At 69.6% G+C, this 24,939-nt stretch carries 18 protein-coding genes; 5 read left to right on the top strand and 13 right to left on the bottom strand.

Translation table 11 applies throughout. The features are described from left to right. The first annotated feature begins 98 nt into the window (after window positions 1-98). Entirely contained in the window at window positions 99-1,307 is a 1,209-nt protein-coding gene (locus ACXIZN_RS01975; RefSeq protein ID WP_457952207.1) for an anhydro-N-acetylmuramic acid kinase, read from the top strand. 9 nt (window positions 1,308-1,316) lie between these two features. Further along, complete coding sequence (locus ACXIZN_RS01970) at window positions 1,317-2,900, top strand: sodium:solute symporter (protein WP_457952205.1); 1,584 nt, start codon at window positions 1,317-1,319, stop codon at window positions 2,898-2,900. Window positions 2,901-2,942: 42 nt separating this feature from the next. On the opposite strand, the gene smc is transcribed toward ACXIZN_RS01970, so the two are convergent. Together smc and ACXIZN_RS01960 are read right to left on the bottom strand one after the other, a co-directional pair. Continuing rightward, window positions 2,943-6,542, bottom strand: a complete 3,600-nt coding sequence (gene smc / locus ACXIZN_RS01965; protein WP_457952203.1) for a chromosome segregation protein SMC — start codon at window positions 6,540-6,542, stop codon at window positions 2,943-2,945. A gap of 88 nt (window positions 6,543-6,630) precedes the next feature. After that, complete coding sequence (locus tag ACXIZN_RS01960) at window positions 6,631-6,927, bottom strand: acylphosphatase (protein WP_457952201.1); 297 nt, start codon at window positions 6,925-6,927, stop codon at window positions 6,631-6,633. 193 nt (window positions 6,928-7,120) lie between these two features. Between ACXIZN_RS01960 and ACXIZN_RS01955 the strand changes: the two genes are divergently transcribed. Beyond that, window positions 7,121-7,717, top strand: a complete 597-nt coding sequence (locus tag ACXIZN_RS01955; protein ID WP_457952199.1) for a hypothetical protein — start codon at window positions 7,121-7,123, stop codon at window positions 7,715-7,717. A 178-nt stretch (window positions 7,718-7,895) separates the two neighbouring features. On the opposite strand, the gene ACXIZN_RS01950 is transcribed toward ACXIZN_RS01955, so the two are convergent. Genes ACXIZN_RS01950 through kdpF form a run of 6 tightly spaced genes read right to left on the bottom strand, consistent with a single transcriptional unit; the run spans window position 7,896 to window position 15,691 of the window. Next, window positions 7,896-8,597 (bottom strand): response regulator, encoded by a 702-nt coding sequence (locus ACXIZN_RS01950; RefSeq protein ID WP_126733454.1) that lies wholly within the window; start codon window positions 8,595-8,597, stop codon window positions 7,896-7,898. Beyond that, window positions 8,594-11,179 carry a DUF4118 domain-containing protein gene (locus ACXIZN_RS01945; RefSeq protein ID WP_457952197.1) on the bottom strand — a complete coding sequence of 862 codons (2,586 nt, stop codon included), beginning with the start codon at window positions 11,177-11,179 and terminating at the stop codon, window positions 8,594-8,596. Before ACXIZN_RS01945 ends, ACXIZN_RS01950 begins: the two co-directional genes overlap by 4 nt. A gap of 5 nt (window positions 11,180-11,184) precedes the next feature. Next, window positions 11,185-11,796: a potassium-transporting ATPase subunit C gene (locus tag ACXIZN_RS01940; RefSeq protein WP_457952195.1), complete on the bottom strand. Its 612-nt coding sequence runs from the start codon at window positions 11,794-11,796 to the stop codon at window positions 11,185-11,187. A gap of 4 nt (window positions 11,797-11,800) precedes the next feature. After that, window positions 11,801-13,894, bottom strand: coding sequence for a potassium-transporting ATPase subunit KdpB (kdpB, locus tag ACXIZN_RS01935; protein WP_457952193.1), 2,094 nt, complete (start codon window positions 13,892-13,894; stop codon window positions 11,801-11,803). Further along, complete coding sequence (gene kdpA, locus ACXIZN_RS01930) at window positions 13,891-15,552, bottom strand: potassium-transporting ATPase subunit KdpA (RefSeq protein ID WP_457952192.1); 1,662 nt, start codon at window positions 15,550-15,552, stop codon at window positions 13,891-13,893. Before kdpA ends, kdpB begins: the two co-directional genes overlap by 4 nt. A 37-nt stretch (window positions 15,553-15,589) precedes the next feature. Further along, window positions 15,590-15,691, bottom strand: coding sequence for a K(+)-transporting ATPase subunit F (kdpF, locus tag ACXIZN_RS01925; protein ID WP_007031325.1), 102 nt, complete (start codon window positions 15,689-15,691; stop codon window positions 15,590-15,592). A gap of 344 nt (window positions 15,692-16,035) precedes the next feature. Here kdpF and asnB point away from each other — a divergent pair, with 344 nt between their 5' ends. Next, window positions 16,036-17,868 carry an asparagine synthase (glutamine-hydrolyzing) gene (gene asnB / locus ACXIZN_RS01920; protein ID WP_457952190.1) on the top strand — a complete coding sequence of 611 codons (1,833 nt, stop codon included), beginning with the start codon at window positions 16,036-16,038 and terminating at the stop codon, window positions 17,866-17,868. Between the two features lie 136 nt (window positions 17,869-18,004). Here asnB and ACXIZN_RS01915 read toward each other — a convergent pair whose 3' ends face one another. From ACXIZN_RS01915 to ACXIZN_RS01900, 4 genes are read right to left on the bottom strand one after another with little or no spacing between them, the layout of a single operon-like run. Then, window positions 18,005-18,925: an ABC transporter permease gene (locus ACXIZN_RS01915; protein WP_457952188.1), complete on the bottom strand. Its 921-nt coding sequence runs from the start codon at window positions 18,923-18,925 to the stop codon at window positions 18,005-18,007. A 14-nt stretch (window positions 18,926-18,939) separates the two neighbouring features. Continuing rightward, complete coding sequence (locus ACXIZN_RS01910) at window positions 18,940-19,728, bottom strand: ABC transporter permease (protein ID WP_457952187.1); 789 nt, start codon at window positions 19,726-19,728, stop codon at window positions 18,940-18,942. A 9-nt stretch (window positions 19,729-19,737) separates the two neighbouring features. Further along, window positions 19,738-20,601 carry an ABC transporter ATP-binding protein gene (locus ACXIZN_RS01905; protein WP_457952185.1) on the bottom strand — a complete coding sequence of 288 codons (864 nt, stop codon included), beginning with the start codon at window positions 20,599-20,601 and terminating at the stop codon, window positions 19,738-19,740. After that, window positions 20,598-20,993, bottom strand: a complete 396-nt coding sequence (locus ACXIZN_RS01900; RefSeq protein ID WP_126733463.1) for a GntR family transcriptional regulator — start codon at window positions 20,991-20,993, stop codon at window positions 20,598-20,600. The genes ACXIZN_RS01905 and ACXIZN_RS01900 overlap by 4 nt, the downstream gene beginning before the upstream one ends. Window positions 20,994-21,409: 416 nt before the next feature. On the opposite strand from ACXIZN_RS01900, the gene ACXIZN_RS01895 reads away from it, so the two are divergent. Then, window positions 21,410-24,388: a BTAD domain-containing putative transcriptional regulator gene (locus ACXIZN_RS01895; protein WP_457952184.1), complete on the top strand. Its 2,979-nt coding sequence runs from the start codon at window positions 21,410-21,412 to the stop codon at window positions 24,386-24,388. Here the strand turns inward: ACXIZN_RS01895 and ACXIZN_RS01890 are convergent. Beyond that, on the bottom strand, window positions 24,385-24,912 hold the full coding sequence (locus ACXIZN_RS01890) for a hypothetical protein (RefSeq protein ID WP_457952182.1): 528 nt from the start codon (window positions 24,910-24,912) through the stop codon (window positions 24,385-24,387). The genes ACXIZN_RS01895 and ACXIZN_RS01890 overlap by 4 nt on opposite strands. Window positions 24,913-24,939 lie beyond the last annotated feature (27 nt).

The raw sequence follows: 24,939 nt of genomic DNA, 5'->3' as shown, positions 1-24,939 counted from the left end.
GCCGATCTTGTCAAACACCCACTGGATAGGACTCATTTCGGACAAGAAGAAACGGTCCGGCTTGCGCGCTCTCCGGAACGACGGATAAACCACTCCGAATGACGGTTTCCTCCGGCACTGGGGTCCGGGTGATCGGACTCATCTCCGGCACATCGATCGACGGCATCGACGTGGCGGCCGCCGAACTGCGCGCCGACGGGGACACGGTGGTGCTCTCGCCGCTCGGCCAGCTCGAAGTCCCCTATCCCGAAGCGCTCCGCGAGGCGTTGCTCGCCGCCTTGCCGCCGAATCCCTGCGACGCCGAGCAGCTCACGAAACTCGACACCCTGGTGGGCCAGGCCTTCGCCGAGGCGGCCGCGCGCGGCGTCGAGGAACTGGCCGGCGGCGAGGCCGACGTCGTCGCCTCGCTGGGCCAGACGGTGTTCCACTGGGTCGAGGACGGCGTGGCGCGCGGCACGCTGCAACTGGGGAACCCGGCGTGGATCGCCGAACGCACCGGGCTGCCGGTGGTGGCCGACCTGCGCGTCCGCGACGTCGCCGCCGGCGGGCACGGCGCGCCGCTCGCCAGCACGCTGGACGCGTTGTGGCTCCGGGAAATGGCCGCGGCCGGTCCGGTCGCGGCGCTGAACATCGGCGGGATCGCGAACATCACCGTGGTCCCCGCGAGCGGTCCGGTCCTGGCCTACGACACCGGTCCCGGCAACGCGCTGATGGACATCGCCGCGCACCGCGTCACCGGGCTGCGCGCCGACATCGGCGGAGCACTCGCCCTGCGCGGAAACGTGCGGCCCGACCTGCTGGCGAAACTCCTGCTCGATCCCTACTACGCGGCCGCGCCGCCGAAGTCCACCGGCAAGGAACTGTTCCACGCCACGTATGTCGACGAAGCGCTCGACGGGCTCTCGCCGGTCGGCGCGGAAGACCTCCTGGCGACGCTCACCGAACTGACCGCGGTGACGATCGCCGCGGAATGCCGTCGCCACTCCATCGCCACCGTGATCGTCTCCGGCGGCGGCGCCGACAACCCGGCGCTGATGGCCGCGCTCGCCAGGAACCTGCCGGACACGGCGCTGAAGACCAGCGACGACCACGGGCTGCCCCGCGCGGGCAAAGAGGCATACCTGACCATTCTGCTCGGCTGGCTGACCTGGTCCGGCGTCCCGGGGAACCTCCCGTCGGCGACCGGAGCCCGCGGCGACCGGCTGCTCGGCAGCATCACCCCGGGCGCGGGGCCCCTGCGGCTCCCCGCCCCGCACAGCTCAACCGTGACCCGGCTACGGGTAGCGGCGAAGACCGGCGAGCGATAGGAGATACGGATGCGCGCACTTGACCTCGCGATCATCGGGCTTTTTCTGGTCGGCATGCCCTTGCTGGGCGTCTGGATCGGCGGCAAACAGAAATCCGGCTCCGACTACTTCGTCGGTGAAGGCAAGATCTCCTGGTGGGTGGCCTGTCTCTCGGTGGTCTCCGCGGAGACGTCCACCCTCACCGTCCTTTCCGTTCCGACGGTGGCCTACATCGCCACCCCCGGCGACGGCGGGATGACGTACCTGGCGCTGGCGATCGGCTACATCGCGGGCCGGATCGTGGTGTCGATGGTGCTGCTGCCGCGCTACGTGGCGGGCAACCTGGTCACCGCGTACGCCTTCCTCGGCAAACGCTTCGGCAGCGGCCTGCAGGGCACCGCGTCGGTGACCTTCCTGCTCACCCGGACGCTGGCGGACGGGATCCGGCTGTTCGCCACCGCGATCCCGATCAAGGTGGTGATGGCGGCCTACGGGCTGAACGTCTCGTACTGGACGATCGTGATCGGCCTCGGCATCGCGATGGTGCTCTACAGCTTCTTCGGCGGGGTCCGCGCGGTCGTCTGGGTCGACGCGATCCAGATGCTCTGGTACGTCCTCGGCGCGGTCGTGGTGATCTGGGCGATCTCCGGCAGGCTGCCCGACGGCTGGTTCGGCAAGGCCGTGGACGCCAACAAGTTCCAGATCTTCGACTTCTCCTCGAACATGCTCACCGGCCAGTACGCGTTCTTCACCGCGCTGATCGGTGGCGCGGTGCTCTCGATGGCCTCGCACGGTTCGGATCAGCTGATCGTGCAGCGCCTCCAGGCGACCAATGATCTGCGCGCCGCGCGGAAGGCCTTGGTCGCCAGTGGTTTCGTGGTGTTCCTGCAGTTCGCGCTGTTCCTGTTCATCGGTGTGCTGCTGTGGGCGTTGTACAACGGTCTCGCCCCGACGAAGCCGAAGCCGGAAGGACTGGGGCTGGCCAACAAGGACGAACTGTTCGCGAACTTCATCGTGAACGACCTGCCGAGCGGGCTGTCCGGATTCGTGATCGCCGGGATCCTTGCCGCCGCACTGAGTTCGTCGCTCGGCGCACTGGCGTCATCCACGGTGACCGACGTCTACGAACGGGTGATCGGCCGGGAACTCCCGGAAGCCGACCGGCTGAAGCACGGCCGGATCTGGACGATCGTCTGGGCGGGCGCGCTGATCCTGTGCGCGGGATTGTTCGCCTCCTCCAACAAGACCTCGGCCGATCCGATCGTGGTGCAGGCGCTCGGCATCACCGGGTACACCTACGGCGCGCTGCTCGGCGCGTTCCTGTTGGGCCTGCTGTTCAAGCGGGCGAGGCAGGCCGACGCGATCGTGGCGTTCGTGGCGACGGTGATCGTGATGGCGTTCATCATCCTGGGCGTCAAGTTCAACAAACCGGACGGCAGCCTGATCGGCGTCGACTTCAGCAAGGCTTCCGGGAACACCGTCGCGCTGGCGTGGCCCTGGTACACGCTGTGCGGTGTGGTGATCACGCTCGTGGTGGGCGGGCTGCTGTCGCTGCGGCATGGAAGCGTGGACCCGCTGGCGGAGCCGGACGTCAAGGAGTCCACCCCCGTCTAGGGCCTCGTGAGTGGTAAGGACGGGTAGAACCGTCCTTACCACTCACGAGGTGACGAGCTCCTCTTCGGACGTACGCAGCCGCTGCGAGATCACCTTGGTGATGCCGTCGCCCTGCATCGAAACGCCGTACAGCGCGTCGGCGATCTCCATCGTCGGCTTCTGGTGGGTGATGATGATCAGCTGCGAAGAGTCCCGCAGCTGCTCCAGCAACCCGATCAGCCGCCGCATGTTGGTGTCGTCGAGCGCGGCCTCGACCTCGTCCATGACGTAGAAGGGCGAAGGCCGGGCGCGGAAGATCGCCACCAGCATGCCGACGGCGACGAGCGACTTCTCGCCACCGGAGAGCAGTGAAAGCCGCTTGACCTTCTTGCCCGGCGGCCGCGCTTCGACGTCGACACCGGTGGAGAGCAGGTCGTTGGGCTGCGTGAGCACCATGCGCCCCTCGCCACCCGGGAACAGCACGCTGAACACCGTCTCGAACTCGCGCGCGACGTCCTCGTACGCCGACGCGAAGACCTCGAGGATCTTTTCGTCGACCTGCTTGATGACGGCTTCGAGGTCCTTGCGGGTGTCCTTGAGGTCTTCGAGCTGGGTCGAGAGGAACTTGTAGCGCTCCTCCAGCGCCGCGAACTCCTCCAGCGCCAGCGGGTTGACCTTGCCCAGCAGGCTCAGGTCCTTCTCCGCGCGCTTCGCCCGGCGGGCCTGGGTGTCGCGGTCGAACGGCATCGGCGGCGGCGGGGTGACGTCCTCGCCGCGTTCCTTGGCGGCCTCGTACTCGGCCATCTCCCCCGCGCTCGGCGGAACCGGGACGTCCGGGCCGTACTCGGCGACGAGGTCCTCGAGACCGATGCCGAAGTCCTCGGCGATCTTGGTTTCGAGCTGTTCCAGCCGCAGCCGCTGCTCGGCGCGCAGCACCTCGTCACGGTGGACGGCGTCGGTGAGCTTCTCCAGCTCGCCGGTCAGCTCGCGGACCTTGCTGCGGACCTGGGTCAGCGCGGTCTCCCGAGACTGCCGCTGCGCCTGCGCCTCGTCCCGTTCGTGGGCGGCGCGCTGCACGGAGACCTCGATGCGCTCCAGCGCGATCTCGCCGCCGTTGACCACCGCGTTGGCGATCTCGGCGCCGCGTTTCCGCGCGGCCCTCGACTTTTCGGCGCGTTCGCGCGCCTGCCGCTCTGCGTGTGCGGCCCGGCGGAGCGATTCGGCCTTGCCCTGGATGCTCCGCGCGCGCTCCTCGGCGGTGCGCAACGCGAGCCGGGATTCCATCTCCTCCTGGCGGACCGTGCCGAGGTCTTCGGCGGCCTGGTCCCGCTCGGCGGTGTCCGGATCCTCGTCGACCTCCTGGTCGGCGACGGCGGCCAGCCGCTCTTCGAGTTCGGCGAGCTGCCGCAACGCCTCTTCGCGGCTCTGCTCGACCTTCGCACGCTGGTTGCTCAGCCGGTCCATTTCGGCCTGCGCGGCGCGCGCGGCCTGCTGCATCCGGTTCAGCCGCTCGGAAGAGCGCGCCTTGCGGACCTTCGCGTCCCCGAGCGCTTCCTTGGCCCTGCCGACCTCTTCGCGCCGGGCGGCCTGCCCCGCGCGGGCGCCTTCTAGTTCCGCGGCGGTGCGCTCCAGCGCGCGCTCGGCGGCACTGAGCCGATCGCTCGCCTCGTCGACCGCGGCCTGCACCTCGATGACGCTCTCACTGCGGGCGGACCCGCCGACCGCCCAGCGCGCGCCGAAGACGTCGCCTTCGGGCGTGACCGTGCTGACTTCGGGATACACCTCGACGAGACGGCGCGCGGACTCCAGACCGTCCACAATGGCCACCCGGTCGAGCGCGTGCTCGACGGCGGACCGCAACGCGGGCGGCGCGGTGACCACTTCACGCGCCCAGCGCGCGCCCTCGGGCAGCGACGGCCACCCGCTCGTGTCCACAGTGGACTCAAGGCTGCCGAGCAGAATGCCCGCGCGCCCGGAGTCGTTGTCCTTCAAGAACTTCAACGCGGCGAGCGCGTCTTCGCCACCGTTGACCGCGACCGCGTCGGCGACCGGGCCGAGCGCCGCGGCCAGCGCGACCTCGTGTCCGGCTTCGACGGTGAGCAGGGCGGCGACCGAACCGAGCAGGCCCGGAAGTTCGCGCTGCGCGCCGAGCAGCGCCCCGGCGCCGTCCTTGCGCCGCAAGCCCATCGACAGCGCCTCGACGCGCGCCTTCTCCGACGCGATCTCGCGTTCGGCGGCGCGCTCGGCCTTGACCAGCTCCTCGACGCGGGCCTTGGCGGCGTTGTTGGCCTCCACCGCGCGGTCGTGATGGGCTTGCAGGTCGGAATCGTCGGATTCCTCGACGCCACCCGCGGCCTTGGCCTCTTCGAGTTCCTCGACGGCGATCTCGGCCCGCTCGGCCGCCTCTTCGAGCGACACGGTGAGCCGGTCGATCTCGTCGGAGGTGGCGCCGTTCTTGCTGCGCAGCGCCTCGACCTGGCCGGAGAGCTTCGCGAGCCCTTCCCGGCGGTCGGCGATCGCGCGGACGGCGGCCATATGCGCCCGCTCGGCGGCCTGGACGAGGTGTTCGAGCTGCTCGCGCCGCTGGACGGTCTCCGAAAGCACCATCCTGGCCTCGGCGACGGCCTCGTTGAGCTCCTGCTCCCGTTCGGCGACCTGCTCGGCCTCGGCGAGCAGCTCGTCGGGGTCGCGGCCGGTGCTCGCCTGCTGGACGTCCGACGACAGGTGCCGCTGACGCTCCAGCGCGAGCCGCACGGTGCCGCGCAACCGCTCCGTCAAGGCGGAAAGCTTGTACCAGGTCTCCTGGGCGGCGGCCAGCTTCGGCGCGTCCTCGGCGAGCGACGCTTCGAGCTCGGCCTCCTCGGCGGCGACGATCTCCAGCGCCTGCTCGACCTCGGCGCGCCGCTGACGGGCGACCCGCTCGTCGGCCTCTTCCTTGGCGATGCCTTCGCGCTGGGTGACCAGGTCGTGGGCGAACAACCGGAGCCGCGCGTCGCGCAGTTCGGACTGCACCCACTGCGCCTTGCGCGCGATCTCGGCCTGTTTGCCCAGCGGTTTGAGCTGGCGGCGGAGTTCGGTGGTGAGGTCGCCGAGGCGGTCGAGGTTGCCCTGCATGTTCGCGAGCTTGCGCAGGGTCTGTTCCTTGCGCTTGCGGTGCTTGAGGACGCCCGCGGCCTCTTCGATGAAGGCGCGGCGCTCCTCGGGCTTCGATTCGAGGATCGCCGAAAGCTGCCCCTGCCCGACGATGACGTGCATCTCGCGGCCGATACCGGAGTCGGACAGCAGTTCCTGCACGTCCATCAGGCGGCAGCGGTCGCCGTTGATCTCGTACTCGCTCGCGCCGTCACGGAACATCCGGCGGGTGATCGAGACCTCGGAGTACTCGATGGGCAGCGCGCCGTCGGCGTTGTCGATGGTCAGCGTGACCTCGGCGCGCCCGAGCGGGGCGCGGCCGGCGGTCCCGGCGAAGATGACGTCCTCCATCTTGCCGCCGCGCAGGTCCTTCGCGCCCTGGGTGCCCATGACCCAGCGGAGCGCGTCGAGGACGTTCGACTTGCCGGACCCGTTCGGTCCGACCACGCAGGTGATGCCCGGCTCGAAACGCAACGTCGTCGCCGAGGCGAAGGACTTGAAGCCCTTGAGCGTCAGGCTCTTCAGGTGCACGGCGTGCTGACCCCTCTGGCTGCGGGAACCGGTCTTTCAATCGGCCCAGGCTACCTGTGTGCTCACGGTGATCGTGGGACGCCGGGCTTCAGCGCTCCACGAACCCTCGAAGCCCGCCTTTCGCGGGCGACCACCGCTCGACGACGTGATCCACACTTCCGGGTGATTCCCCGGAGCGCAGGGCGGCCAAAAGCCGCTCACAGTGTTCACGAACACCCTCCGCTATCACCTCGACACGTCCGTCGGCCAGATTGGCCGCGCTGCCTGCCAACCCCAGCTCAAGCGCCCTGCTACGGGTCCACCAGCGGAAACCGACACCCTGCACCCGGCCGTGCACCCACGCGGTCAGCCTGATGTGCGTTACTTCTTCACTCACGACCCCCATCGTGCACCATGCGGATGAACGCGGAGGGTGAACACCACGTCCGCTGGAGTTCGCAGACGGTGAAGCGGCGGTGATAATCTCCGCGCCGGGTCCCCACTTGGGCTACCTCGCCCGGGTAGCCGAACTCCCCGAAGTCCCCCATCCGAGGAGCCAGCACATGCCCCGTCCCGACGGGTCTGATTCGAGCGCACGCGTGTCCGTGGCACCCCCGCGCGGCGCGACCGGCAAGCTCAACCGCGCGGGCTACGCCGTACTCGGCGTCAGCGGCCTCGTGGTGGCGACGGCCTTCGCCGCGATCGCCGAACTCGCGGGTCCCGGCGTCTCCGCCACCGCGGGCGGCACCGGCGTCCCCGGCGGCGGGCAGGGCATCGCCCCCGCCGGTGTCCAGCTGGTCCCGGGCAACGGCGTCCCCGGCGGCCCGATGACCGTCAGCGGCTCGCCCACCCCGGGCGCGCCCTCCAGCTCGACGGCGCCGCCGACCACGGTGACCTCGGTCGGGCCGGACGGCAAGGAGACGACGAGCGTCGTCACGCCGCCCCCGCCGGTGGTGCCGCCGAACCCGGGCGGCGGCCCGGGCACCACGGTCCTGCCGACGACGCCGACCAAGCCCACCACCACGAAGACGACTCCTACAACCAGTCCGACCACGTCGACGCCCCCCTCGTCGGACCCGTCGGATCCCCCGTCCAGCCCTCCGGGTGGCGGCTCCAGCTCCAGTGGCGCCCCGGAATCGTCGCCGGGCCGGTCCAGCACCTCCGGCACCGACACGTCCACGAGCAGCGCCCGGTAAGACTTGAGGTCCGTGAAGGCCTCCTTGCCTACCTTGACGGTAGGGAAGGAGGCCTTCACCACTTCCCGTGCCGCACCGAATCGGCCGCAGTCAGCCGACAAATTGCGGCATGGTGCTGGGGCGGCAGGAGGGTGCGAAAGTGGCTTTCGCAACGCGTCAGCCCGACGCACGCGGGACCTCAAACCTCGAAGCGGTAGCCCATCCCCGGCTCCGTCAGCAGGTGCCGCGGCCGCGAGGGTTCCGGTTCCAGCTTCCGCCGCAGCTGCGCCAGATACACCCGCAGGTAGTGCGACTCCGTCTCGTACGTCGGCCCCCACACCTCGTGCAGCAGTTGTTTCTGCGCCACCAGACGCCCCCGATTGCGCACCAGCAGCTCCAGCACACCCCATTCGGTCTTGGTGAGGTGCACCTCCTTGCCGTCCCGGCGCACCTTCTTCGCCGCGAGGTCGATCCGGAACGATCCCGTGTCCACCACCGCGTCCGCACCGTCCACACCGGACGACGCCGAGCGGCGCACGGCGGCCCGCAGCCGCGCCAGCAGTTCGTCCATGCCGAAGGGTTTGGTGACGTAGTCGTCGGCGCCGGCGTCGAGGGCCTGCACCTTGTCGGCCGAGTCGCCGCGTGCGGACAGCACGATGATCGGCACGGTCGTCCAGCCGCGCAGCCCGGCGATCACCTCGGTGCCGTCGAGATCGGGCAGGCCGAGGTCGAGCACGACGACGTCGGGTTTGGTCTCGGCGACGGCCTTCAGCGCGGCCGTCCCGTCGTGCGCGGTGATCACCTTGTAGCCGCGGGCGGACAGGTTGATCCGCAGGGCTCGCACGATCTGCGGTTCGTCGTCGACGACCAGCACGGTCGCCGACGCGGTGTCTGCGCTCATCGCACTCGCTCCTCCTCTTCGTTCTCCAGACCCTCGTCGTCGAACGCGAGGAGGCTCTTTTCCGGATCCTGACCAACATAAGCGGGCAGCGAGATGACGACGGTGAGCCCGCCGCCGGGCGTGTCCTCCGCCCGGATCCGCCCGCCCATCGCCTCGGTGAACCCCTTGGCGACCGACAGCCCCAGTCCCACGCCGGGCACGCTGTCCCGGTCTCCCCCGAGCCGCTGGAACGGCGCGAACGCCGAATCCGCGGTGCCCTTCTTAAGCCCGCGCCCGTGGTCGATGATGCGCAGTTCGACGTGTTCCGAATGCGTGCTCGCGCGGGCGGAGACCGGCTCGCCGGACGCGCCGTGCCGCAGCGCGTTGTCGATCACGTTCGCCACGACCCGTTCGAGCAGGCCGGGGTCGGCGCACACCGACGGCAGCCGCGAGTCGATCGAGACGACGACCGAAGCCGAGTTGTCCACATTGGACAAAGCATGCGACACGACCTCGTCGTAACCGACCGGACGCAGGTGCGGGCGTACCGCGCCGGTCGCCAGCCGGGACGAGTCGAGCAGGTTGTCGATCAGCCCCGCCAGCCGGTCCGCCGATTCCTCGATGGCTTCGAGCAGTTCGTCGGTGTCCTCTTCGGACAGTGAGATGTCGGTCGCGCGCAGGCTGCCGATGGCCGCCTTGATCGACGTCAGCGGCGTCCGGAGGTCGTGGCCGACGGCCGACAGCAACGCCGTACGGAGTTCGGTCGCCTCGGCCTTGCGCTCGGCCCGGATGGCCGCCTTCGCCGTCCGCTGCTGCCGCAGGGCCAGCAACGCCTGCCCCGCGACGGCTTCCAGCACTCCCCGGTCCGACGCGGGCAGCGCGCGGCCCCGCAGCGTCAGGTGGACGTCGGCGGTGACCGCGATGTCGACGTCGGCCTGGTCCGGGTCGGCACACGGATCCGTGCCCGCGTTCGCCACCCGTTTCCACTTCCCGTCCCGCTTTTCCAGCAGGGTCACCGAAGTCAGGCCGAAGTTCTCGCGGACCTTCTCCAGCAACCGCTCGATCGGGTTGGCGTGGGTGAGCACCGTCCGCGCGTAGGAGGCGAGCAGCGCGGCCTCGGTCCGCGCCCGCGCCGCCTGGGCGGCCCGCCGGGCGGCGGTGTCGACGACCGCCGCGACGAGGATCGCCACGAGCACCATCGCGATCAGCGTGATCACGTTGCGCGGCTCGTGGACGGTCAGGGTGTACAGCGGCGGGGTGAAGAAGAAGTTGAGCAAACCCGCCGAAAGCACCGCGGCCAGGAGCGCGGGCCCGAGCCCGCCCGCGAGCGCGACGAGCACCGTCGCCAGCATGTAGGCGACCATGTCGGTCGAGAAGTCGAGTTGTTCCTCCAGCAGGACACCGAGCAAAGTCGCCAGTACGGGCAGCACGAAAGCGAGTGCCCAGCCCGCCAGCCGCCGCGAGGAGGGCAGAGGGCTCCGGGTGAAGCGGGCGCGCAGCCGTCCGCCCGCTTCGTCGTGCGTGACCATGTGGACGTCGATCGGGCCGGACCGCTGGACCACGGCCGCGCCGATGCCCTCGTCGAACAGCCTCGCCACGCGTGACCGCCGCGAGGTCCCGACGACCAGCTGGGTCGCGTTAACCCCGCGCGCGAAGTCGAGCAGCGCCGTCGGCACGTCGTCGCCGACGACGGTGTGGAAGGTCGCGCCGACTTCCTCGGCCAGCTTCCGGTACTTGCCGACCGCGGTCGGCCCCATCCCGGCGAGCCCGTCGCCGCGCAGGATGTGCAGCACCTGCAGTTCGGCGCCCGCGCGGTTCGCGATGCGGCTCGCGCGGCGGATGAGCGTCTCGCTCTCCGCGCCACCGGTGATGGACACGACAACCCGTTCGCGTGCTTCCCACGTGTCGGTGATCTTCTGCTCGGCCCGGTACCGCTGCAGGGCGACGTCCACCTGGTCGGCGACCCACAGCAGCGCGAGCTCCCGCAGCGCCGTGAGGTTGCCGGGGCGGAAATAATTGCCCAGCGCCGCGTCGATCCGCTCGGCCGGGTACACGTTCCCGTGCGCCAGGCGCCGCCGCAGCGCTTCGGGCGTTATGTCGACCAGCTCCAGCTGTTCGGCCCGCCGCACGACCTCGTCGGGCACCGTCTCCTGCTGGACGACGCCGGTGATCCGCTCGACGACGTCGTTGAGGCTCTGCAGATGCTGCACGTTGACCGTGGAGAGGACGTCGATCCCGGCGGCGAGCAGTTCGTCGATGTCCTGCCAGCGCTTCTCGTTGCGCGAACCCGGCACGTTGGTGTGCGCGAGTTCGTCGACCACGGCGACCTCGGGGGCGCGGGCGAGCAGCGCGTCGAGGTCCATCTCCTCGAACTCGTGGTCCCGGTGCGCCGACCGGCGGCGCGGCACGGTCTCCAGACCCTCGACGAGCTCCGCGGTCTTCTTCCGCCCGTGCGTCTCGACCAGGCCGATGACCACGTCGGTGCCCCGGTCGAGGCGTCGCCGCGCCTCGCCGAGCATCGCGTAGGTCTTGCCGACGCCCGGGGCCGCGCCGAGGTAGATCCTCAGCTCGCCCCGGCGCGGCTTGGTCGTGTTCTCGTCCACGTCTGTCAGTGTGCTCCTCCGGCCGCGTCGCGCACGGCCAAGTTGACCTTCAGCACATTGACGCCCGGCACACCGATCCCGGCTCCGCTCGTGTTCTCCGCCACGAGCTGCCGGACCTTCTCCTCGGGCAGACCCGTGTTCCTGGCCACTCGCGGGATCTGGAGGTCGGCGTAGGCGACGCTGATCGCCGGGTCCATCCCGGAACTCGACGCCGTCACCGCGTCGGCGGGTACCTGTGACTCCTGGACACCCTCGCGGGCGGCGATGAGCTTCTTGCGCTCACCGATCGCGGCGACCAGGTCTTCGTTGTACGGGCCCTTGTTCGACGCGCCGGACGACGACGGGTCGCCGGGGCCGAGGACGTCCTTCGAGCCCGCGGACGGGCGGTTGTGGAACCACGGGTCCTTGGCCGGGTCCGCCGCGACCGGGTCGACGCCGATCAGGGACGAGCCGACGGCCTGCCCGTCCTGGGTGATGATCGAGCCTTCCGCGTTGCCTTCGAGGCCGGGGATCCGGGAGATCGCCCAGACACCCAGGGGGTAGACCACGCCCAGCAGGACCGTGAAGACGAGCAGGACACGCAGCCCGGCGAGGGTCTGCTTCAACAGTGCGTTCATGGGGTCACCCGATTCCAGGGATGAGACGGACGAGCAGGTCGATCAGCCAGATCCCGAGGAACGGGCTGACGATCCCGCCGAGGCCGTAGACCAGCAGGTTCCGGCGCAGCAGCGCCGAGGCGGACGACGGCTTGTACCGGACGCCGCGCAAGGCGAGCGGGATCAGCCCGACGATGATCAGGGCGTTGAAGATGACCGCCGACAGGATCGCCGACTTCGGCGTCGCCAGCTGCATGACGTTGAGCGCGCCGAGCTGGGCGAAGATACCGGTGAACATCGCGGGCAGGATGGCGAAGTACTTCGCGAGGTCGTTGGCGACGCTGAAGGTGGTCAGCGCGCCGCGGGTGATCAGCAGCTGCTTGCCGATCTCCACGATCTCGATCAGTTTCGTCGGGTCGGAGTCGAGGTCCACCATGTTCCCCGCCTCCTTGGCGGCGGAGGTCCCGGTGTTCATCGCGACGCCGACGTCGGACTGCGCGAGCGCGGGGGCGTCGTTGGTGCCGTCGCCGGTCATCGCGACCAGCCGCCCGCCCTCCTGCTCCTTCTTGATCAGCGCCATCTTGTCTTCGGGCTTGGCTTCGGCGAGGTAGTCGTCGACGCCCGCGTCCCGCGCGATGGCCTTGGCGGTCAGCGGGTTGTCGCCGGTGATCATGACGGTCTTGATGCCCATCGAGCGGAGCTGGACGAACCGCTCCTTCATCCCGGGTTTGACCACATCGGACAGCCGGATCACGCCCCGCACGAACGCTTTCACGCCGTCGTACTCCGCGACCACGAGCGGAGTGCCACCCTGCCCGCTGATCTCGTCGACGACGCGTTCGGTCTCGTCCGGCATGTCGCCGCCGTGTTCGCGGACCCAATCCCGGACGGCCGAGGTGGCGCCCTTACGGACCTGGCGTGCGCCGATGTCGATACCGCTCATCCGGGTCTGCGCGGTGAACTCGACGAACTCCGCGAGCTTCTCCTCGTCGGACGCGGTTTCGGCGAGACCGTGCTCTCGCGCCACGAGTTCGACGATGCTGCGGCCTTCCGGCGTGCCGTCGGCGAGGCTGGACAACCGGGCCGCCTTGGCGATGTCGCCCATGGTGGAGTCGCCGACCGGGATCAGCTCGGTGGCCTTGCGGTTGCCGAAGGTGATCGTGCCGGTCTTGTCCAGCAGCAGCGTCGAGACGTCGCCCGCGGCCTCCACCGCGCGACCGCTCGTCGCGAGGACGTTGCGCTGCACCAGCCTGTCCATCCCCGCGATCCCGATCGCGGACAGCAGCGCGCCGATCGTCGTCGGGATCAGGCAGACCAGCAGCGCGGTCAGCACGATCACGGACTGCTGGCTGCCGGAGTAGCCCGCCATCGGCTGCAACGCCACGACGGCGAGCAGGAAGATGATCGTGAGCGTCGAGAGCAGGATCGTCAGCGCGATCTCGTTCGGCGTCTTCTGCCGGGAAGCGCCTTCCACCAACGCGATCATGCGGTCCACAAAGGACTCACCGGGTTTGGTGGTGATCTTCACGACGACCTTGTCCGAGAGCACCGTGGTGCCGCCGGTGACCGCGCACCGGTCACCGCCCGATTCGCGGATGACCGGGGCGGACTCGCCGGTGATGGCCGATTCGTCGACGGTCGCGATGCCCTCGACGACGTCACCGTCGCCCGGGACGACCTGCCCCGCCTCGACGACCACGAGGTCGCCGACGCGCAGATCGGCGCCCGGCACGGTTTCCTCGTCGCCGTCTTCGGTGAGACGGCGGGCGACGGTCTCCTTCTTGCTGCGCCGCAGGGTTTCCGCCTGCGCCTTGCCCCGGCCCTCCGCGACGGCCTCGGCGAGGTTCGCGAACAGGACGGTGAACCACAGCCAGATCGTGATGAGGATGGTGAACACGCTCGGGTCGGTGATCGCGAAGACCGTGGTCAGCGCCGAGCCGATCCACACCACGAACATGACCGGGTTGGCGAGCTGGTGCTTGGGATTCAGCTTGCGCAGCGCCTCCGGCAAGGAGGTCAGCAGCTGACGCGGGCTGAAGATCCCCGCGCCGACCCGGCCGGTGTTCTCGACGTGGTGCTGTGTCGTTTCTTCGGGAGTGCGTTCCTGGGTGACGGTCATGCCAATGCCTCTGCGATGGGCCCGAGCGCGAGCGCCGGGATGAAGGTGAGGGCCGCGACGAGCACGATCGTGCCCGCGAGCATCGTGCCGAAGAGCGGCCCGGTGGTGGGCAGCGTGCCGGCGGTCTCCGGAACCTTCCGTTGGGAGGCAAGGGATCCGGCCAGGCACAGCACGGCGAGGATCGGGATGAACCGGCCGAGCAGCATGGCCACCGACAGCGAAGACTGGAACCAGTCGTTCGTCACGGTCAGCCCGCCGAACGCGCTGCCGTTGTTGTTGCCCGCCGAGGCGTAGGCGTACAGGACTTCGGAAAGGCCGTGCGCACCCGAGTTCGTCATGGCGGCCGGGGTGTCGGCCAGCATCAGCGCGACACCGGAACCGAGCAGTACCACCGTCGGCATCGCGAGCATGGAGACGGCCGCGCAGGTGACCTCGCGTTTGCCGAGCTTCTTCCCCAGGTATTCCGGTGTCCGGCCGACCATCAGCCCGGCGAGGAACATCGCGATCACGGCCATCACGAGGATGCCGTAGAGACCGGTGCCCACCCCGCCCGGCGAGATCTCGCCGAGCAGCATGTTGAGCAGCGCTCCGCCACCGCCGAGCCCGCTGTAGCTGTCGTGCATGCTGTTGACCGCGCCGGTGGACGTGCCCGTGGTGCTGTTGGCGAACAGCGAACTCAGGCCGATGCCGAAGCGCTGTTCCTTGCCCTCCAGGTTCGCCCCGGCGGCCAGCGACGCGGGCCCGCTCGCGTTGGCCTCGGACAGCCAGGTCACCGCGAGCATCGCGGTCCACAGCCCGGCCATCACCGAAAGCAGGACGTAACCCTGGCGCGTGTTGCCGACGAGCTTGCCGAACGTCCGGGTGAGCGAGACCGGGATGACCAGGATCAGGAAGATCTCGATCAGGTTGGTCCAGGCGTTCGGGTTCTCGAACGGGTGGGAGGAGTTGGCGTTGAAGATGCCGCCGCCGTTGGTCCCGAGCTCCTTGATGGCTTCCTGGCTCGCGGCCGGGGCGAGCGCGATCTTGCTCGTGCTGCCGTCGGGGTTGAGGACGTCGACGCCGCTCTTGAGGCTCTGCACGACGCCGAGCGCGATCAGCACGATCGCCGCGACGAACGCGATCGGCAGCAGGATCCGGATCGTGCCGCGCGTCAGGTCCACCCAGAAGTTGCCGAGGCGGTCGGTCTTCGAGCGGACGAAACCGCGGACGACCGCGATGGCGACCGAAAGGCCGACGGCGGCGGACAGGAAGTTTTGCACGGTCAGGCCGGCCATCTGCACGAAGTGACCCATGGTCGCTTCGGGGCTGTAGGACTGCCAGTTCGTGTTGGTCACGAAGCTGACGGCGGTGTTGAAGGCGACCGCCGGCGAGACCGGTTCCTTGCCGAGGCTCCACGGCAGGATCGCCTGGAGCCGCTGAAGCAGGTAGAGGAAGACGACGGAGACGAACGAGAAGCCGATCACGGCGGACGCGTAGGTCTTCCAGTGCTGTTCCGATCCGGGGTTCACCCGGAACAGGCGATACAGGCCGCGTTCGGCCTTCGTGTGTTTCTCTGTCGAGAAGACGCGCGCCATGTAGTCGCCGAGTGGCCGGTGGACCACGGCGAGCGCGACGAGGAGGAGGCCGGCCTGCAAGAGGCCGGCCGCGGTGTCTGTCATTCCAGTCCCTCCGCGGGAACGAGTACGTCGGGACGCATCAGAATTTCTCCGGCCTGACCAGTGCGATGAACAAATAGACGATCAGCCCCAGCGCCAGCAGTCCGCCGACGACGTTGGCCACGGCTCCCGTGCCGGTCACAGCTTTTCCAGACCGCGAAGGGTCAGGGCGAGAACCACGAATACGCCGATCAGGAGCACGGCGTAGAGCAAGTCGGCCACTAGGCACCTCTCAGGACAGGTCACCCCATCGGTGACCAGGACCCCGCAACACTGCGCCTGGTACAGACCAACGCGACCCTCGCCTGACGGGCTCTTGATGCCCCGATCGGGTGCCTTTACGACTTCTTGATGCCCGGTGATGTGCCCCACAGACGGTGACGCACTGCGGACGGAGCGTGCAATTCGGGCAGACAAGCCCGCCGATGCGTGTTACACCGGTGTTACGGATAGTTGTATGCGCTAACTAATCACCGGGAGGTAGCGATGTGCGGAATCGCAGGGTGGGTCTCCTACGGCACGGACCTGACCCAACGCCGTGAGGTCGTCGACGCGATGACCGCGACCATGGCGTGCCGCGGGCCGGACGACTCGGGCACCTGGGTGCGGCCGAACGTGGCGCTGGGCCATCGGCGGCTGGCGATCATCGACCTGCCGGGCGGCAGGCAGCCGATGGCCGAAGCCGGGCTGGCCGCGATGGTCTACAGCGGTGAGGCGTACAACTTCACCGAGCTGCGCGGGGAACTTCTCAAGCGGGGCCACAAGTTCGAGACCGACAGCGACACCGAGGTCGTGCTCCACGGCTACCTCGAATGGGGCGACGAGGTCGTCGACCACCTCAACGGCATGTACGCCTTCGCGATCTGGGACGAGCGTGACGAGAAGCTCGTGATGATCCGCGACCGCATGGGCATCAAGCCGTTCTACTACTACCCGACCCCGGACGGCGTCCTCTTCGGTTCCGAGCCGAAGGCGATCCTCGCGAATCCCTTGGCGCGCAAGGTGGTCGACACGGACGGCCTCCGCGAGCTGATGGCCATGACCAAGACGCCGGGCTGGTCGCTGTGGAAGGGCATGCACGAGGTGGGGCCGGGCACCATCGTCACGGTCGACCGCTCCGGGATCCGCACGCGGACGTACTGGAAGCTCGACGCGAAACAGCACACCGACGACCAGGAGACGACGGTCGAGCGGGTGCGCGAACTGATGACCGACATCGTGCACCGTCAGCTGATCGCCGACGTGCCCCGTTGCGTCCTGCTCTCGGGCGGACTCGACTCGAGCGCCGTCACCGGTCTCGCCGCCGCCCGGCTGGCCGAACAGGGTGAGCGGCTGCGCACGTTCTCGGTCGACTTCCAGGGCCAGGAGGAGAACTTCAAACCGGACGAGGTGCGCGACACTCCGGACTCGCCGTTCATCCGCGACGTCGCGCAGCTGGTCGGCTCCGACCACAAGGACGTCGTGCTCAACCCCGCCGAGCTCAGCGACCCCGAAGTCCGGCGCAAGGTGGTGGCCGCGCGGGACATCCCGGCCGGGCTCGGGGACATGGACACCTCGCTGTACCTGCTGTTCAAGGCGATCCGCGCGGAGTCGACGGTGGCGCTGTCCGGCGAATCCGCCGACGAGGTCTTCGGCGGATACCGCTGGTTCCACGACGAGGCCGCGGTGAACTCGGGGACGTTCCCCTGGCTCGCCTTCCGCATGGGGCTCACCAGCGAGCGGGGCGCGCTCCTGCGTGGCGAGGTCCAGGAGAAGCTCGACCTGCCCGGCTATATCGCCGACCAGTACGCCACCGCCGTCGCCCAGGTCGAGCACCTCGACGGCGAAAGCGAGCAGGACCGCAAGATGCGCACGGTCTGCAACCTGCACCTGAGCCGGTTCGTGCGGATGCTGCTGGACCGCAAGGACCGGGCGTCGATGGCCGTCGGGCTCGAAGTGCGCGTGCCGTTCTGCGACCACCGCCTCGTCGAGTACGTCTACAACACGCCGTGGTCGCTGAAGACGTTCGACGGCAGGGAAAAGAGCCTGCTGCGGCACGCGACCGAACACGTGCTGCCGACGTCCGTGCGGGACAGGGTCAAGAGCCCGTATCCGTCCACTCAGGACCCCGGCTACGCGGCGGCGTTGCAGCAGCAGGCCAAGGAGGCCCTGACCGAACGGGACAACCCGGTGTTCGAGCTGGTGGACCGTGACTGGCTGCACCGGGTGTCCGAAGTGGACCCGGCCACGATGTCGTCGGCCCAGCGCTCCGGGATCGACCGGGCGCTGGACCTCTACCACTGGTTCGACCTGTACCGGCCCGAACTCCAGCTCGACTGAGGTCCTGGTCCGCCGCCGTCTCGGCGCCTGTGGGCGGAGCTGAGATTCGTCCGTGAAGTGACCACACACGTGAACCCGCCCGGCCGGAGGCCCCGCTATCGCGGTGGCAGGGCGCCGCGGGTTCACCAGCGGACAGTCAACGACGGCGGCGGACCGTGCCCCCGGCCGCGGCGCCCCCGAGCACCGCGGTCGCGGCGAGCAGGATGCCCGCCTCGGTCCACTGGAACCGCCAGAACCGGTCGGCGGGCTGGTAGACGGTGAAGTCCCGATACCCCGCCGCCTGAGCGCACGCGTTCTTCCCCAACCCCAGCGGGCAACCGGGCACTTCGTCCAGCGAACTCGTCTCGCGGCCGTCCGGCGTGACCCTGCCCAGCTTGACGATCAGCGCCCCCTTGGTGGCCGGATCCGCGCCGATCGTGCGCACCGGCTCGGCGTAATGCGGCCTCAGCACCAGCAAGGCGATCGAAGCCGCGAGGAACACCGCGACGGTGATCGCGATGGCGGGCAAGGTCTTGCGCACGAGCGCCCCGGCCGCCGCACCGAGGACGAAGGCGAACAGCCACCACGCCGCCGGCGCGATCCCGAGCGCACCGAAGTAGGACGTCTCGGCGAAGCTCTCCGACTTGCCGGGGAACATTTCCAGCCACGCGCCGAACATCTGCCCGGAAGCGAGCCCGGCCAGCATCGCGCACCCGGCGAGAACGCCGAACTTGACGGCCAGCCAGTGCCCCCGGCCGACCGACTGGGTCCACGCGAGCTGATGGGTGTTGCGCTCGTACTCCCTGGCCAGCAGCGGCGCGCCCCAGAAGACACCCGCCAACAAGGGAACGAACGGCACCAGCACGACCAGCGGGTAGAGCCTCTGATAGAGATCCTCCAGTCCCGCGTCGTATTCACGGCACGGGACGCCGCCGCCGTGACAGTACAAGGAGGTCTTTCCGTTCGCGGCGTCGGCGGCGATCTGTCCGGAGAGGAACAGGATCCCGCCGAGCACGACGAGGAATCCGAGGGTGACGAGCAGCTGGGCGCGGTGCTGCCGCCAGGTGAGCCAGAGCAAGAAGCTGTGCCTTTCTAGGAGCGGCGGCGGATGGCGAAGGTGGCGGCGACGGCGAGCAGGAGCGAGACACCCGCCAGGATCGCGGCTTCGGTCCACTGGAAACGCCAGTACCAGTCCGCGGGCAGGACCTTGAGCGCGGTGATCTCACCTGCCGCGTCCCTGACCATTTCGACCACCCGGCCGACGGGTTCCGCGCCCAGCGCGACGAGCCGCGGTTCCGCGTAGAGGTCACGGACGTTGCTCACGCCGATCATCGAACCCACCGACACCGCGATGGTGACGGCGATGGCGGGCAGCGTCTTGCGGATGAGCGCCCCCGCGGCCGTGCCGAGCACGAACCCGAAGAGCCACCACGCGCCTGGCGCGACACCCGTCATCGCGAACAGGACCGGGTTGTCGAACCGGCTGGTGAAGGCGGTGTCGCCGCGGTCGGTGGGGAAGACCGCCACCCAGCGCTGCATCATCGTGCCGAACGCGAGCCCGCCGAGGGTGGCGAGAACCGCGAGGAATCCCAGTTTCACGCCGAGCCAGTGGAATCGCGAGATCGACTGGGTCCAGGCGAGTTTCGTGGTGCCACGTTCGAATTCGGCCGCGACGAGCGGGGCGCCCCAGAACACGCCGATCGCCACCGGGACGACCTGAAGCCAGGAAAGGTACTGGTAGAGATCCGCGAACAGCTTCGCCGGGGTCGGACTGTCCGCCGCGGCGTTGCCGTTGACCAGCAGGACGATCCCGACGGCGACGAGCAGACCGGCGGTGATCACCAGCTGCATGCGATGCTGACGGTAGGTGAGCCAGAGCATCGTTCCCCCTTACGCCGAAGCCAGTGTCGGGCGAGGCAGGCTCGCGGATTCGGGCCGCCGCAGGTAAGCGAGCACCAGTTCCTCCAGGTTCGCCGGCCGCTCTGTCCACTGTGGACCCAGTGGGACCGGTCCGGTGCGGGCGAAGACGGTCGCCTGCCGTCCTGCCCTCGCCTCGTCCACGATCGCGACCCGCCTGGCCAGCGCGTCGGCCTCCTCGGCTGGGCCGACGAAGGTCCGGTGACCGGCGACGAGTTCGTCGATGTCACCACTGACCTGGACACGGCCGCCGTTGAGGACGATCAGCCAGTCGCAGGTGTTCTCCAGATCGGAGACGACGTGGGACGAGAGCAGCACGGTCATCCCGGTCTCGGCGACCGCCTCCATCAGCCCGCGCATGACCTCGTGACGGGCGAGCGGGTCGAGGTTCGCGAGTGGTTCGTCGAGCACCAGGAGATCCGGGCGTTTCGCGAGGGCGAGGGTGAGCGCGACCTGCGCGCGCTGACCGCCGGAGAGCTTGCCGACCTTGTGCTTCAAGGGAAGCCCGAGCGCGTCGATGCGTTTGAGCGCGAACTCGTCGTCCCAGCCGGGGTTGAGGCGTCTGCCGAACTTGAGCATCTCCGCGATGCTGAAGCCCGCGTACAACGGCTTGTCCTGCGCGAGGAAGGCGGCGGTGCCCTGGATCGAGACCGAGCCGAGGGTCGGGTCGAGCAGCCCGACGGCCAGGTGCAGGAAGGTCGTCTTACCCGCGCCATTGGGCCCGACCAGCGCGACGACGCGACCTTTCGGGACGGCGAGGGAACAGTCGCGCAGCGCCCACTTGCGGCGGTAACGCTTGCCGAGCCCGGTCGCCTCGATGACGGGTTTATCGGTCATGCCGTCCGCTCCCCTCGAAAGCCATCGACCACCACCGAGGTGAACAGCGCCTCGACGTCTTCCTGATCCAGCCCCGATTCCCGCGCGTCGCGGACCCACGCGCCGAGGCTCTTCCGCAAGCGGGTGTGCTCCGCGAACGAAGCGCCGCCGAGCGTCTTCTTGACGAAGGTGCCGAGGCCCGGCTTCCCCTCGACGAGCCCTTCGCGCTCCAGCTCGCGATAGGCCTTGAGGACGGTGTTGGGGTTGATCGCCAGCTCGGCGACCACTTCCTTCGCCGTCGGCAGCCGGTCCCCCGGCTCCAGCAATCCCAGGCGGAGGGCGTTCTTGACCTGCTGGACCAGCTGGACGTACGTCGCGACGCCCGAGCCCTTGTCCAGGTGGAAGGTGACCACTGGCAACACCCTTTCACTAATTAAGTAGTGAAAGAGTGCAGGCAGGCTCCGGCGACTGTCAAGTGATCACGCGAAAAATCCGTGAAGGCCCCCTTGAGGGACTCTGGATCCCTCAAGGGGGCCTACACGGAAAACCCCAGCCCCAGTAAGAAGAAGCGCCAGTTCGACGACACGGGGGAAGACGTCGAGCTGGCACTACCCCCAACCCCCACCGCCTTCAGATCGGCGGTGCCTGTGCAAGCGAAGGTGCCCACCGTCGTACCGGAACCGAATGGGGGGTCCTGCCCGTCTGGTTGGTTGGGCACGGTTCCGGCGACGGGTCCTCGGTGGACACGTGGGCAAGCATCACGCCGTCCGGATGCAGGGCGCTTGCACTACGCTTGCAGGCTCTGACGAGGGTGAGCGGAGGTGGCCGCGTGGAGTTCCGCGTCCTCGGCGCCGTCGAGGCGTGGGCCGACGGCGTTCCGGTCGATCTCGGCTCGCCCAAACAACGGCTCGTGCTGGCGGTTCTGCTGCTGGAGGCGGGCAAACCGGTACCGCGCGACCGCATCATCGACCTGCTCTGGCCCGAAGAACCCCCGGCCAGTGCCCGGAACACCGTTCAAGCGCTGGTGTCCAGGCTGCGTGCGGTGTTCCGCGGCGCGGGCGGGCCGGAGATCGTCTCCGAGGGGACCCGGTACCTGCTCAAGGTCGACCCGCGCCAGGTCGACCTGCACCGCTTCACCGAGCTGACCGCGCAGGCCCGCGACGCCGACGACGAGACCGCCGTCGAGCTTTTGGACGAGGCGCTCGGTTTGTGGCGCGGCGAGGCGTTGTCCGACGTGGTGAGCGGCGAGGTCGCCCAGCGGCTCCGCGGCGGTATGCACGAAGCACGCTGGACCGCGCTGGAGGATCGTGCCGAAGCGCAGCTGCGGCTCGGCCGCGGCAGGCAGGTCCTCGCGGAGCTGACCGAACTGGTCGCCGCGCATCCCCTGCGCCAGCGGTTCGTCGGACAGCTCATGCTCGCGCTGCACCGCGAAGGCCGCACCGACGACGCCCTCGAAGCCTTCCGCGCACTGCGGAGCCGGCTCGGCACCGAGCTTGGTCTCGATCCCTCGCCGGAGCTGCGGCGGCTGGAATCCGCCATCCTCGGCGCCGATCCCGCGCTGGAACCCGCGACCCGGCCCGAGCCGGTCCGCCCGGCCCAGCTGCCGCACGACGTCCGGGGGTTCGCCGGACGGGCGGCCGAGCTGGGACGGCTCGACGAGGCGACCCGGAACCCGGGCGAGGGCACCGACATCTGGGTCATCAGCGGGACCGCCGGGGTCGGCAAGACCGCGCTCGCCGTCCGCTGGGCCCACCGCGTCCGAGACTCGTTCCCCGACGGCCAGCTCTATCTCGACCTGCGTGGTTTCGACCCCGACCACGAACCGCTCACTCCGGCCGTCGCGCTCACCCAGCTCCTGCAGGCGCTCGGCACCGCGCCCAAGGCGATCCCGCCGGACACCGACACGCGGGCCGCGTTGCTCCGGTCCCTCCTCGCCGACCGCCGGGTGCTGCTGGTGCTCGACAACGTGCGCGACAGCGGCCAGGTGCTCCCGCTGCTGCCGCCTTCCGGCACCGTCCTGGTCACCAGCCGCCAGCGGCTCGGCGACCTGATCGCCCGCACCGGCGCCCGCGCGCTCCCGCTGTCCGTCCTGCCCGCCGAGGACGCGCGGCATCTGCTGGAAGCCGTGCTGGGCAGCGAAACCGTCGCCGCCGAGGCCGTCGCGGCCGCCGAACTGGCGCGGCTGTGCGGGCATCTCCCGCTCGCCCTGCGGATCGCGGCGGCCAACCTCGGCGCCAGCGGCGAACCCGAGATCGCCGAACTCGCCCGCGAGCTGGCAGGCGGTGACCCGCTGGCGGAGCTGACCGTCGACGGCGCCGAGGAAAGTGCCGTGACCACGGCGTTCGGTGTCTCCTATCGGGCGCTTCCCGCGGAGCACCGGGAGCTGTTCCGCCGTCTCGCGCTCGTCCCGGGCCAGACGTTCACCGCTCCCGCGGCACAGGCGCTGACCGGTGTCGCGCACTCGAAGGCGAACCAGCAACTCAAGGCGCTCGCGGCGGCGCATCTGGTCGAGCGCTACACCCCGGGGCGCTACCGGTTCCACGATCTTCTCCGCAGTTTCGCGGCGGGACGCACGCTCTCGGAGGACTCGAAGGCCGACCGTGACGCCGCGGAGAGGCGGCTCTTCGAGAGCTACCTGAGCACCGCCGACGCCGCGGGACGTGTCCTCATCCCGCACTTCCTGCGCCTGCCGCGCGAAGAACCGGCGGACAAACCCTTCGCCGACACCGAAGAGGCGCTGGCCTGGCTGGACGCCGAGTGGCCGAACCTCGCCGCCGCCGTCGAGCACAGCGCCGAACACGGCCCGCCCGAGTTCTCGTGGCATCTCGCCGACGCGCTCCGCGCCTTCTTCCACCAGCGCGGGCATCACGCGGAATGGATCGACACGGCCTCGACCGCGCTCAAGGCCGCCCGCCGCAGCGGCGCCGGACAGGCCCAGGCCGCGATGCACTTGAGCATCGCGCTGGCCTGCGTCAACAGCGGCCGCTACGACGAAGCGCGCGAACACCTCACCAGCGCCCTGCGCGGCGATCTCCTGGACGGCTGGGACGCCGGCCGCGCGGCCGTGCTCAACAATCTGAGCGCGGTGCACCAGCGGCTCGGCGACCCGCAGGAGGCGATCCGCTGCGGGCTGGAATCCCTGCGGCTGTGCGAAGAACTGAACATGCCCGCCGTCTCGATGGCGCTGGCGAACCTCGGTTTCCCGTACTGGCAGACGGGTCAGCTCGACGAGGCGCTCGCCAACTTCACCCGCGCGCTCGCGGTCTCCGAACGCGACGGCGCCCGGTTCAGCGTCGCGGTGCTGCTGGTCGACCTCGGCAACGTGCACCGCGACCTCGGCCTCCTCGACGATGCCTACGACTTCTACACCCGGGCGCTCGCGGCCAACCGCGAGCTGGGCTACACCTACGGCGAGGCGACGGCGCTGTCCGGCAGGGCCGTGCTCGAAAGCAGGCGCGACCCGGGCGAGCAGAACCACGCGGACGCGCTCGAAGCCGTCGAACTCACCCGCAAGATCGGCGACCGGGGCACCGAGGCCTGGACGCTCGTGGGGCTCGGCGAGGTCTGCCTGCGGCTCGGCAGGCCCGAGGAAGCCGTGGAGCACTACCTGCTCGCGTTGTCCATCGCGCGGACGACCAGCTTCTTCTGGTGCGAAGCCGCCGCCCGGACCGGGCTCGCGGAAACCCTGCTGAAGCTGGGAAAGCTCGCGGAGGCCCGGACTCACGGCGAACTGGCACTGGAACTCGCCGCGCGCTCCGGCTACCGGCTCGTCGAGGAACGCGCGAAGCTGATCCTGGACGAGCTTTAGTCGTTGGTGTCGTACGACTTCACACTGGCGGCGATCGCCGCCGCGATCGCCGTCAGGACAGCGAGGATGATCGTCAGTGCCATGGCGGTGCTGTCGCCGTCGTCGAAGCTGAAGAGCCACTTCGCCTGAGCGCCGAACGGCGTGCCCCACACCAGGGGCGCCCCCACGAAGACCGCCAGCACGTAGAACAGGCAAAGCCCGCACAGGATCCAGGCGCCGGGAATCCGGCGGGCGAACGTGAACGCCGCCGCGATCACCAGGACCACGGCGGAGATGACGCCGCTGGCCATGTTCTGCACCGTGATGCCCGGCGGGCGACCGTCCGCCTCCGCGGCGACGACGACGTTGTAGAGCGCGAACCAGACGAGCATGGCGGCGGCGAGCAACGCGAGGACGCCGGCCGTCACCGCGGCCGGCGGGTTGGCCCTCGGCTTGGGCCGCGCCGTCCGGCCCCACGGCGGAGGTCCGCTCGGCGCCGGCTGACCGGACTGCGGAAAGCCGGGCTGCGGTGGATTCGGCTGCATCCGCACTCCTCGCGCGTTCGGCGGCAC

Source organism: Amycolatopsis sp. TRM77291 (assembly GCF_054166285.1).
This window is presented reverse-complemented; position numbering and strand designations above follow the sequence as displayed.